General features: G+C 75.9%; 1 protein-coding gene. It reads left to right on the forward strand.

The window, feature by feature from the left end:
• Positions 1-156: 156 nt before the first annotated feature.
• A partial coding sequence (locus EAO72_RS40070; protein ID WP_148022317.1) for a DUF3152 domain-containing protein occupies positions 157-659 on the forward strand: 503 nt, incomplete at its 3' end.

The raw sequence follows: 659 nt of genomic DNA on the forward strand, positions 1-659 counted from the left end.
TCCGGTACGTCGAAGGCGGCGAGGTCCGCCCGTGCCCCGGCGGCGAGCGGCGCCGCCATCGCGTCGGCCACGGTCGCGGCCCCGGCGAGCGGATCGAGCCGGGGCGCGGCGCCCGGACGCTCCGGAGCGGGGGTGACCAGCAGCCCGGAGCGGCGCATGGCCGTGATCAGGGCGGGCGGTGCGGTGGGAGCGGCCGTCGCCGCGGTCGTGCCGTGGCGGAGCATCCGGTGGAGCGGTGGCCACGGTCCGAGCACCTCCTCCGCGGCCGCCACCTTCACGGTCGCCCGCGAAGGTGTCACGGAGACCGGCACGGGCGACGCCTACCGGGTCGAGGTGGAGAAGGGCTCCGGTCTGGACGCGGACGAGGCCGCCGCCGAGGTCGCCCGCATCCTGGCCGCGCCGCGCGGCTGGTCGCACCACGGCGAGCACGCCTTCCGGCAGGTCGCCGAGGGCCCGGCGGGACTGGTCATCCGGATCGCCACCCCCGCGACCACCGACCGCGTCTGCGGAAAGAGCGGCCTCGACACCCACGGCGAGGTCAACTGCCGGGTCGGGACCGACGTGATGGTGAACCTCAAGCGCTGGGAGACGGGTTCGCCCGAGTTCGACGGCCCGCTCGCCGAGTACCGTGCCCTGATCATCAACCACGAGGTCGGCCA

Source organism: Streptomyces sp. OR43 (genome assembly GCF_008042275.1).
Classification (GTDB): Bacteria; Actinomycetota; Actinomycetes; order Streptomycetales; family Streptomycetaceae; genus Streptomyces.